At 59.6% G+C, this 1,541-nt stretch carries 1 protein-coding gene; it reads left to right on the top strand.

Annotated elements, in window-relative coordinates; all coding sequences use genetic code 11:
* Positions 1–101: 101 nt before the first annotated feature.
* Positions 102–1,115, top strand: a complete 1,014-nt coding sequence (locus IVB31_RS11885) for an IS110 family transposase (RefSeq protein WP_247322147.1) — start codon at positions 102–104, stop codon at positions 1,113–1,115.
* Positions 1,116–1,541: the final 426 nt, after the last annotated feature.

Genomic DNA, 1,541 nt, shown 5'->3' on the forward strand with positions numbered 1-1,541 from the left:
GTGCACTGAAGATCATCTAGCCGGCCTCCGCGACCGCGGGGGTGGTGGAGCTAAAGTGAGTTCGCAATGAACGAATCACTTTTGACCGCGAGGAGGCGAAGATGATGTATGGCGGGATTGATCTGCATTCCAACAACTGCGTTGTGGTGATTATCGACGATGCTGATCGAGTAGTAGCGCAGAAGCGTTTGCCAAACGACATCACGAAGGTCGTCGGCTTTCTGGCTCGATGGCAGGGCCAGTTGGCCGGTGTCGTGGTCGAGTCGACCTACAACTGGTATTGGCTGGTCGACGGATTGCAGGACGCGGGCCATCACGTGCACCTCGCCAACACCGCGGCGATCAAGCAGTACGAAGGACTTAAGCATAGCGGCGATGAGGCCGATGCGCAGCATCTGGCCCACCTGTTGCGGCTGGGTATCCTGCCGACGGGCACGATCCTGCCGCGTGAGCAGCGGGCGGTGCGCGACCTGGCGCGCAAGCGCATGCAGTTGGTACAATTGTGCACGGCAAATGTCCTTGCGGTCGAGAACATCATGGCCAGGCAGTTGGGCCGGCGAATGACCAGCAACCAGATCAAACGACTGGCCGGCGACACTATCGACAGCTTGTCTGTGGCGGCTGATGTAGGCTTGGCAATCAAGGCGAACGTCGCGGTGATCGCGACACTGCGGTCGCAGATCGAGGTTCTCGAGAAGCGCCTGCAAGAACGCGTCAAGCCCCGCCCGCAATACGGCTTGTTGACCAGCGTGCCTGGCATCGGCCAGACGCTAGCCACTGTCATCCTTCTGGAAACCGGCCCGATCGATCGGTTCGCCGACGTTGGCAATTTTGCGTCCTACGCGCGTTGCGTCGATAGCGTGCACACCAGCAATCGCAAGAAGAAGGGCGAAGGCAACGTCAAGAACGGCAACAAATATCTCGCTTGGGCATTCGTCGAGGCGGCGAACTTCGCCAGGCGGTTTTGCCCCGAGGCCAATCGATTTCACGAACGAAAGAAAGCCAGGACCAACAATATCGTTGCGACCAAAGCGCTGGCACACAAGCTGGCGCGGGCCTGCTACCACATCCTGAAGGAGGGCAAGCCGTTCGATGTAACGCGCTGCTTTGTCTGAGGGACGACGACGATCCGGTGAGCCAGGTACGGTGACTGGGGCCGCAACCACCTGCACTGAATTGGACGCCGGATCGCCGTCACCAGCTGCGTGATAACGGATCGCCCGAACCGCAAGCCACCCGGAGATTGGCGCCGGCACGCCGGCAACCACGGCTCTGTGAAACTCCCTTGGATGCGGGCCGGTACCAATGTTCTTCTGGGGCGGCAATGCCGCCAGGGCAAGGTCTCGATTGGACCGATGCTTGATCCCAATGGGTGTCTGGCGCGATCCGCGATGCGGTCGCAGCCATCAACTGAAGAAACGGGTGCGGTTCAAAACAACGTAGCTGGGCTGTAACGACTGAAACGGATTTGGCAGCTCGCGCTGCCAAAAAAAAGATCTGCGCCACTTGACGAACGGCCGGCTAATGGGTGTCACCGTAAT

This window comes from Bradyrhizobium sp. 21, from assembly GCF_023073335.1.
Classification (GTDB): domain Bacteria; phylum Pseudomonadota; class Alphaproteobacteria; order Rhizobiales; family Xanthobacteraceae; genus Bradyrhizobium.

Coding starts and splice junctions, on each gene's coding strand:
- IVB31_RS11885 (WP_247322147.1), top strand. CDS start 102: ATGATGTATGGCGGGATTGATCTGCATTCCAACAACTGCGTTGTGGTG.